Raw genomic sequence first — 9084 nt, forward strand, 5'->3', positions numbered from 1 at the left:
TCCTCAGGCCGCCGTGACCCGGTCGGGCTCCGCGGGCGCGGCCGTACGCCCCGCCGGATCGGCGCCCACCGCGGGCCGCGGGCGGACCGGCCACCACAGGCCACGGCCGAGCAGCGCGGCCAGCGCCGGTACCAGCACCAGCGACAGGACCAGCGCCGAGAGCAGGATGCCGAGCGCCATCGCGAACGCGACCTGCTCACTGCCGGGGTTGGTGGCGAGCGTGGCGAACGACCCGGCCAGCACCAGCCCGGCCGTCGCGACCGCCGGCGCCGTATGGCGGACGGCCCTGGCCACCGCCGCGCGGGCCGGACCCGGTCGCCGCATCTCCTCCCGGATCCGGTCGGTGATCAGGATGTTGTAGTCCGTACCCAGCGCCACCACGAACAGGAACAGCACCAGCGGCAGGGTGAAGCTCACCCCCGGCCCGCCCAGGGCGTGCTGGAACAGCAGGGTGGCCGCCCCCAGGGTGGCGGCGAAGCCGAGCCCGACGGACAGCAGCAGCACCACCGGCGCGAGCAGGCTGCGGAGGAGCAGCAGCAGGATCAGCCCGATCAGTGCGGCCGCGACCGGGAGGACGACGGCCAGGTCGTGGTCGACGGCCGTCGACACGTCGGCGAGGACCGCCGCCGTCCCGCCCACGTGACCGGCCGTCCCGGCGGGCGTGTGCCGGGCGACCACGGCCCGGATCGGCCCGGTGACCAGGTCCCGGGCCTGCTGGCTCTGCGGGTCGACGGTCGGGTAGAGGTCGATCCGGGCGGCCCGGTGATCCCCGTTCAGCACGGCCGGGGCGACCTGGCCCACCCCCTCGACCTCGCGCAGCGCCCGGGACAGGCCGTCGAGCCGGGCGGCGGTCAGCTCGGCGCCGTCGGTGGCGGTGAGCAGGACACTGGTCGGGTCCGACACCCCGGCCGGCAGCGAGCGGGCGATCTCGGCGGCGGTCGCCGCCGCGGCGGTCCGCCCGCCGGAGCCGCCCTGGCCGTAGTCCATCCGGATACCTGTCAACCCGGCCGTGAGCACGCCGAGCAGGGCGAGCGAGGCGGCCACCGCGGCCACCGGCCGGCGGGTGACCAGCGCGCCGAGGCGGGCGGCCCGGCCGTCGCGGACCTCCCGGTGCAGGGAGCGGGACGGCCAGAACATCTTGCGCCCGGCCGCCGCGAGCAGCGCGGGGAACAGGGTGAGGCTGCCGAGCAGCATCACCAGCACCGCGACGGCGATGGCGGGCCCCAGCGAGCGGAACTGCCCGAAGGTCGCCAGACCGAGGGTGGCGAACGCGGCCACGATGGTCAGCGCGGCGGAGGTGATCGCGGTGCCCACCCGCCGCGCGACCTGTGCGGCGGCCTCCCGGGCGGGCTGCTCGGGCCGGGCGCGCAGCTGCTCGCGGAAGCGGAACAGCAGGAACAGCAGGTAGTCGATGCCGATGCCGAGCAGGACCACGTTGATCAGCCCCGGGGTGCCCGGGTCCAGCTTGCGCCCGGTCAGCACGGCGGCGCCCGCGACGGCGGCGCCCGCGACCCCGCCGATCATCGCGACCGCGAGCAACGGCAGTACGGCGGCCAGCACGCTGCGGAACACCAGTACGTTCAGCAGCACGATCAACCCGGTCACCAGGGCGCCGCCGACGATGGTGGCGGTCCGGTTGTCGTCGGCGCGGTCGACCGTGTCGGCGAGCGGACCGGTGAACCCGGTGCGCATCCCCGCCTCGGCGAAGTACGCCCGGGCGCCGTCCCGGAACGTCCGGTAGACGCCCTGGACACCCGGATCGGCGGGACTGCCGGCCAGCTGGACCGAGAGCAGTCCGAAGCTCAGGTCGGGCGCCGTCATCGCCGGTACCACCCGGGGCGTCTGGGAGCGGTCCGGGACCAGGAAGCTCGGCTGGTCGTCCGCACGGGGCATCACCACCCGGCGCCGCGCCAGCTCCGCGGCCCCGGCCTCGATCGCCGTCCGGTCGGCCGCGCCCAGCGCCCGGCCGTCGGAGCGGGCGACCAGCACCGTCACCGTGGTGGCATCGGGATCCACCCCGAACCGCTCCTCGGCGATCCGCAGCGCGGCCGCCGAGTCGTAGCCGCGGGGCAGGAAGTTCCCGGTCTGGTGTTCGGTGACGCGGGCGATCAGCATCGGGGCCAGGCCGGCCAGCGCGACACCCAGCACCGCCCACAGGGCGATGACCTTCCAGGGGTGCCGGGTCGAATATCGGGTCAGGGCGCGGATCACGTGTCCTCCGGCGGACGGTGTCGGGAGCGGGCCGGCCAGGGGTTCCCGGCCGGTTCCCAGACCATCACCGCGGGTGGCCGGCGGGCGTCGGGGCAGCGGATGATCCGGACCGGGGCCCTGGGTCCTCCCCCCCGCGCCGGACCAGGACCCTGCTCCTGGTCCGACCCCGGCCCGACCCCCGCCGAACGGCTGCGAACCTCCGCCGCCACCGCTGCGACCTCGGCCGATGTGCAACCCTGTCCCGGGGACGGGACCCGGACGGGCCCGGCGACACGACGAGCCGACGCGACGAGGGGGCACGGCCATGGCCGGGAGACAGACCACGGCCGGAGGGCCGGACACCGGGGGAGCGGACCCCTCCGGCGGCGCGCACGGCACGCCCGGTGACCTCCGGCCGCAGCCGGACGGGGACGCCGCCGAGCCGTCGTGGTCGCGCAGCGACCCGCTGGTGACCGCCGGGGCCTGCGCGCTCAACCTGCTGAGCTACGTGTTCTTCGCCGACCCCGGTGGCCGGCCCGAAGTGAGCGTGACGGGCTTCCTCCTCGTCGGCCTGGCGGCCGTGCCGCTGCTCGCCAGGCGCAGCCACCCGGTGGCGGCGCTCGCCGCCGTGGTGGCGCTGGACGCGGCGGCCACCCTGACCGTACCGCTGCCCACCCACTTCGGTGCCGTCCTGGTCGTCGCGCTGTACGCGGTCGCCCGGGCCCGCCCCGGCGGGGTGACGGCGGTCGCCGCCGCCGCGACGGCCGCGGTGACGCTGGCGAGCCAGTGCGCCGGGCGGACGCCGTCCTGGCAGCTCGCCGTGTCCACGCCGCTGTCCACCCTGCTCGTGGTGGGTGCCGCGCTGGCGGTGAACCGCTGGCAGCGGGAGGTGGCCGCCAACCGCAGGCTCCTCGCCGACCGCGCCGTCGCCGACGAACGCCGCCGCATCGCCCGGGAGTTGCACGACATCGTGGCCCACCACATCACCACCATGCAGCTGATGGCGGGCGGGGCCAGGGCCAATCTCGCGCGGCCGGAGGTGGTCCGCGAGGCCCTCGTCACCCTGGAGTCCTCCGGGCGGCTCGCGCTGCGCGAGATGCGCCAACTCCTCGACGTGCTGCGGGCGGGCGACGAACCGGAGACCGAACCCGCGCGGCCCCAGCCCGGCGCCGACGACCTCGGCCGGCTGGTGGCCGAATCCCGGCGGGCCGGACTGCCGACCGAGCTCACCGTCGACGGGCCGCCGCGCCCGCTGCCGCCGACCGTCGGCCTCACGGTGTTCCGGATCGTCCAGGAGGCCCTCACCAATGCCCGCAAGTACGCGGGCTGCGCCCCCACCTGCGTCCGGCTGACCTACCGCGCGGACCGCGTCACCGTCGAGGTGCAGGACGACGGCGGCGGCGCACCCGCGCAGGACGGAACGCCGAGCGGCCCCAGCGGGTACGGCCTGATCGGGATGCGAGAGCGGGTCGCCCTGCACGGCGGCACCCTTCGCGCCGGCCCGCGGCCCGGCGGGGGATTCGCCGTGACGGCCGAACTGCCGGTCGGCGCCGAGGAGACGGCCGAAGCGGTCGGAGCGGTCGAAGCGGCCGTCGAGGACGACGTCGAGTACGAAGGGGCCCGCCGGTGAGCGCGCCCGGGACGACACCACCGGGGATCAGGGTGCTGATCGCCGACGACCAGCCGCTGGTGCGGCGCGGCCTGTCGCTGATCCTCTCGCCCGACCCGGCCTTCGAGGTGGTGGGCGAGGCCGGGGACGGTGCGCAGGCCGTCGCCCTCGCCCGCCGACTGCGGCCCGACGTCGTGGTGATGGACATCCGGATGCCCGTGCTGGACGGCGTCGGCGCGACCGAACAGCTGGCCGAGGCCGTGCCGGGCTGCCGGGTCCTGGCCCTGAGCACCTTCGACCTCGACGAGTACGTGGTCGGCGCCCTGCGGGCCGGGGCGTACGGCTTCCTGCCCAAGGACAGCTCCCCGGAGGAGCTCGGCGCGGCGATCCGCACCGTCCACGCCGGGGAGGCCGTCGTCGCACCGCGCCTGCTGACCCGGCTGATCTCCACCTACGTCCGGGCGCCCCGCGGCGCGCCGCCCGTCCTCACCGGCGTGGACGGACTCACGCCCCGCGAGGTCGAGGTGTGGCGGCTGATGGCCACCGGCCTGGACAACGCCGGGATCGCCCGCGCGCTGGACATCAGCGCCTCCACGGTCAAGAACCACATCACCGGCATCTTCGACAAACTGGCGGTCCGCGACCGGGCCCAGGCGGTCATCGCCGCCTATGAATCGGGGCTGGTCACCGCCGGTTCGACGGCCGCCGTGCCCCGCCCGGGCCGGTAGCCGGGGCCGGGGCGGCGGCGCCGGCTACCGGCCGGGCCGTGTCGGCGCGGGCGCCGGGCCGGCCTTGCGCGCGTGCAGCACGCTGCCCTCCAGCGGCAGCGGCGCGCAGCCCACGAGGGCGAGCCCCGCGTCGGCGAGCAGCCGGTTGTAGTGGTCGGCGCGGCGTTCACGGCCACCGACGTTGCACCGCATGTGGAGGTCCCAGGCGGTCGCGAGCGACACCGAGTCGTCGGCGGGCAGCACCCGCTCGACGACCAGCAGATCGGCCCCGGCGGGCATGGCCCGGGCGCAGTGCCGAAGGATCTCGCGGCACCGCTCGTCGTCCCAGTCGTGCAGGATCCGGGACAGGACGTACACGTCGCCGCCGGGCGGCACGGCCGCGAAGTCGCCCGCCCGGTAGGTGCAGCGCCCGCCGACCCCGGCGGCGTCGAGCGACCGGCGGGCGGCCTCGACGACGTGCGGACGTTCGAGCAGGACACCGTGCAGCCGCGGGTGTGCGGTGAGGATCCGGCCGAGCAGGGCCCCGTTGCCGCCCGCGACGTCGACGACGGTGGCGGGCCCGGGCCGTTCCGCCGCGGCCGTGATGACCGGGTGGGCGGCGAGCGGCTCGAACATCCGGGCGCCGGCCGCCATCGCCCGGTCGAACATGTCCGCGAGTTCGGGGTGGCGGGCGAAGTGGTCGAAGTGGTTCTCGCCGAAGAGGTGGTCGAACGCGGCCTCCCCGGTCCGTACCGTGTGCCCGAGCGCGCCGAACGACCGGTAGAACGGGCCGCCGTACATGAGCGCCAGCGGCCGCATCGACTCCGGGGCGTCGGCCCGCAGCAGCGCGCCGAGCCCGGTGAGCCGGAAGCCGTCCCGCTCGCCCGCCACCACGCCCAGCATCGCGAGGTAGCGCAGCAGCGTCGTCAGGCTCTCCGGGTCCGCGCCGACGGCCCGCGCCAGCGTCCCGGCGTCGGTGACCGTCTCCGGGGCCATCGCGTCGGGCACCCGCAACTCGGCGAAGACGGCCAGCGCCTGCGTGGTCCACGCCCCGGTCATCAGGCGCAGGAGCGTTTCGGCAGACCGGCGGGCGCGGTGCTCCACCAGGTGGGCGGCGAGGACGTCCCGGTGGTCACCTGGCGCGTACAGCTCCATCCGCCGGTACCCGGCCTTCGCCCCGGCGGGCGCGGTGAAGTAGAACACCGTGCCGTCCTCGTGCGGGTTGTACCCGCCGCCGTCGGCCAGCGCACCGTGCCGGGCGAACAGCGCGCACATGCCGCGCAGGAGCAGCGGGTCCGGCCGTTCGACCTCGAAGGCCAGGTGCGCCTCGTGCTCCCGGGCGCGTTCGTGCTCGGCGACGTCGGCGAGCTCCGAGCCCGGCGGCACGACCAGCGTGAACAGCTCCACCGTCCGCCGCTCCCCGTCCCTCCCGGTCACGGGCGGGCGCAGGATGTGCACCTCGAGCCCGGCGGCATCGCGACGGTGCCGCGCGGCCAGCCGGTCACGGACCACCACGCTGGGCCGCGGTGGCACGTCCCCGGCCAGCCCGCAGCCGGCCAGCAGGCCTCGCAGCTCCTGCGGGTCCGACGGGAAGACCAGCAGCGCGGCGTGCGAGAAGCGGCAGCGGTCCACCAGGGCCTGCAGCTCCACGGCGTCCAGACCGGGCAGCAGCAGCGGCAACAGGGCGGCGGCGTCCTGCTCCCGGACGAAGTCGACCGTCTCGCGTAAGCGGGCGGCGTCCGGGAGCGTGCTGGCGGCCGTCGGGCTCGGCGCGGTCATCGCGGTCTCCTCCAAGGGGGTTCGAGGGTTCGGGGTTTCGGTGTGCGGACGGAACGGGTGTCAGACGCCGACGTACTGTTCGGCGAACCAGTCCTGGCAGCTGCGCGAGGTGCGCAGCGAGGCGAGACGGGAACGGCGCAGCCGCTCCTGGAACGGCGGGTCGTCCGCGGCCGGGGCCGCGTGCAGCAGCCGGACCATCCAGCGCGAGAACTCCTGCGCGCGCCAGATGTGGTCCAGGCACCGGGCCGAGTACCGGGCCAGCCCCTCCGGGGCGCCGTGCCGCAGGTCGTCGACCAGGGCCAGGCCGAGGAGCTCGGCCTCCAGCACCGCGAGGTTGGCGCCCTTGGCCGCGGACGGGGTGATCAGGCTCGCGGCGTCGCCGGCCAGGAAGAGCGCGCCGTGGCACAGGGGTTCGAGGACGTCGGACTCCAGCTGGACCACCGAGCGGTCGACGAAGCGGCCCCGGCGCAGCGGCCCGAACTCCGCGGCGCGCATCCGCAGCGCCAGTTCGTCCCAGATCTGCTCGTCGGTGCGGTCGCCGGGCGAACTGCCGTGCTCGCACTGCAGGTAGTAGCGGGTGAGTTCGGGGGTCCGCGCCATGTGCCCGGCGAAGCCCCGCCCGTGCACCGCGTAGGCGACGGCGTCCAGACTCGGCGGCGCCTCGGCGAGCAGCCCGAGCCAGGAGACACCGTGGTCCAGGTGGTGGCGGCGGACCGCGCCCGGGGGCAGGGAGCGCCGGGCGGCGCCGTGCCGGCCGTCGCAACCGGCGACGTACCGGCCCCGCCAGTGGCCCGGTCGCCCATCGGCGTCGCGCACGGTGACGGTGGGCCTGGTGCCGTCCATCCCCTGCACGGCCACCGCCTCGGTGCCGAAACGCACCTGGCCGCCCCTGGCCTGATAGACCGTCAACAGATCGTCCACCAGCAGGTGCTGCGGATGGACGGTGTGCGCCTCCCCGCTGCCCAGCGCGCCGTAGTGCAGCCGGAACCGGCCGTCCTCGGTGCGGAACTCGCAGGTGGCGTGGGTGCGTCCACGCCGGTGCAGGCCGTCGGCGAGGCCGTGCCGCTCCAGGATCCGCACCGTGTTCGCGGCGAGGAACCCGGCCCGCTGCCGGGCCCGGAGCTGCTCCCGGCCGGCGCGTTCCAGCACCACGCACCCGACCCCGGCGGCCTGCAGCAGGTTGCCGAGCACCAGCCCGGCCGGTCCGGCCCCCAGGATCACCACCTCGGTGGTGTCGACTGCAGCTTGATCGATCTGACTCTCCGTCACAAGAAGTGGATCATAGGCAGTGGTCGGCCGGCGCGAGCCCCGGTGTTCACCCGTACGCGCGCGCCGGGAGGAGCCGGCGGGCGCCCCTGCCGCAGGCCCGGCGCGCCGGCCCGGCGGCGGGGCCGATGCCGGGCGCAGCCGCCGGGGGAGGGGATCGTACGACCACGATGCGCCGGCCCGCGGCCGGTGACCGCGCCACCCTCCGAACGGTGCCGCCCGGCGTCCTACTCCGAAGGATGACGCCACGGACCGGAGTTGACGCGGCCGGGTGCGGGACGCCGGGCCCCGGCCCACCGGTGCCGGGCCGGCCGGTGCAACCGCCGCGTCGCCATGATCGTCCTTCGCGGACGGGCCCCTACGCACCGGTACGGGCCCCGCAGGAGCCCGTACCACCCCCTACCCGGGCACCCGCGGACCACATCGACACAGCAAGGACGTCCTACATGATCGAGGCGCGCGGCCTCACCAAACGGTACGGCTCCACCACCGCCGTCGACCAACTGTCCTTCCAGGTCCGGCCCGGGGTCGTCACCGGCTTCCTCGGACCGAACGGGTCCGGCAAGTCGACCACCATGCGGATGATCCTGGGCCTGGACACGCCGACCTCGGGAACCGTCACCATCGACGGGCAGCCGTACCGCGAACTGCCGAACGCCGCCCGCACGGTCGGCGCCCTGCTCGACGCGCGCGCGGTGCACGGCGGCCGCGACGCGTACCACCACCTGCTCTGCATCGCCCAGTTGGCGGGCGTGCCACGGCGGCGGGTGGCGGAGGTACTGGACATCGTCGGCCTGACGGAGGTGGCCCGGCGCCGCACCAAGGGCTTCTCGCTGGGCATGGGCCAGCGGCTCGGCATCGCCGCCGCGCTGCTCGGCGATCCCGAGGTGCTGCTCTTCGACGAACCCGTCAACGGCCTCGACCCGGAGGGCATCCACTGGGTCCGCACCCTGATGCGCGCCCTGGCGGCCGAGGGCCGGACGGTGTTCGTCTCCTCGCACCTGATGAGCGAGATGGCGATCACCGCCGACCACCTGATCGTGATCGGCCAGGGCCGGCTCCTCGCGGACATGCCCGTCGGGGAGTTCATCGCCCACCACTCGGCCGGCTACGCCCGGGTCCGCACCCCCGACGCCGCCGGGCGGGACCTGCTCGCCCGGGCGCTGGCCGACGCGGGCGCGGGTACCGAACCGGAGCGGGACGGCGCCCTCAAGGTCACCGGCCTCGACCTGCCCCGGATCAGCGACCTGGCGCACCTGCACGGCGTCCGGCTGTACGAACTGTCGCCGCACCACGCCTCGTTGGAGGAGGCGTACATGCGGCTGACCCAGCACTCGGTGGAGTACCGCTCGGGCCCGGCGTGGACGCCCCCGCCCGCCGGCCCCGACGCCCGCGAAGGCCCGGCCGCCGACCCCCACTCCCACCACCACCGTCACCCGAGCGAGGTCTGACCCGTGTCCAGCACCACCCACCCCGCCCCCGCGGCCCCGCGCTTCACCTCCCCCGTCCCGATACGGCCCGCCCGCCTCGGCC

The 9084-nt window shown here is 75.9% G+C and carries 6 protein-coding genes; 3 read left to right on the forward strand and 3 right to left on the reverse strand.

The features are described 5' to 3' along the window. Positions 1-3: 3 nt before the first annotated feature. Positions 4-2211 (reverse strand): MMPL family transporter, encoded by a 2208-nt coding sequence (locus AA75_RS19985; RefSeq protein WP_033821488.1) that lies wholly within the window; start codon positions 2209-2211, stop codon positions 4-6. 304 nt (positions 2212-2515) lie between these two features. Between AA75_RS19985 and AA75_RS19990 the strand changes: the two genes are divergently transcribed. Together AA75_RS19990 and AA75_RS19995 are read left to right on the forward strand one after the other, a co-directional pair. Continuing rightward, positions 2516-3820 (forward strand): sensor histidine kinase, encoded by a 1305-nt coding sequence (locus AA75_RS19990; RefSeq protein WP_082526671.1) that lies wholly within the window; start codon positions 2516-2518, stop codon positions 3818-3820. Next, entirely contained in the window at positions 3817-4527 is a 711-nt protein-coding gene (locus tag AA75_RS19995; protein WP_033821489.1) for a response regulator transcription factor, read from the forward strand. The genes AA75_RS19990 and AA75_RS19995 overlap by 4 nt, the downstream gene beginning before the upstream one ends. 24 nt (positions 4528-4551) lie before the next feature. Here the strand turns inward: AA75_RS19995 and AA75_RS20000 are convergent, their stop codons facing one another. Further along, the gene (locus AA75_RS20000; RefSeq protein ID WP_033821490.1) at positions 4552-6285 is read right to left on the reverse strand and encodes a methyltransferase; all 1734 of its coding nucleotides are present in this window, start codon (positions 6283-6285) and stop codon (positions 4552-4554) included. 60 nt (positions 6286-6345) lie between these two features. Next, positions 6346-7509, reverse strand: coding sequence for a 4-hydroxybenzoate 3-monooxygenase (locus AA75_RS20005; protein ID WP_033821497.1), 1164 nt, complete (start codon positions 7507-7509; stop codon positions 6346-6348). 488 nt (positions 7510-7997) lie between these two features. Between AA75_RS20005 and AA75_RS53510 the strand changes: the two genes are divergently transcribed. Then, positions 7998-9002, forward strand: coding sequence for an ABC transporter ATP-binding protein (locus AA75_RS53510; RefSeq protein ID WP_082526672.1), 1005 nt, complete (start codon positions 7998-8000; stop codon positions 9000-9002). The last annotated feature ends 82 nt before the right edge of the window (positions 9003-9084 follow it).

The organism is Kitasatospora sp. MBT63, from assembly GCF_000710465.2.
In the GTDB taxonomy this organism is placed as follows: Bacteria; Actinomycetota; Actinomycetes; order Streptomycetales; family Streptomycetaceae; genus Kitasatospora.

Coding starts and splice junctions, on each gene's coding strand:
- AA75_RS53510 (WP_082526672.1), top strand. CDS start 7,998: ATGATCGAGGCGCGCGGCCTCACCAAACGGTACGGCTCCACCACCGCC.
- AA75_RS20000 (WP_033821490.1), bottom strand. CDS start 6,285: ATGACCGCGCCGAGCCCGACGGCCGCCAGCACGCTCCCGGACGCCGCC.
- AA75_RS19990 (WP_082526671.1), top strand. CDS start 2,516: ATGGCCGGGAGACAGACCACGGCCGGAGGGCCGGACACCGGGGGAGCG.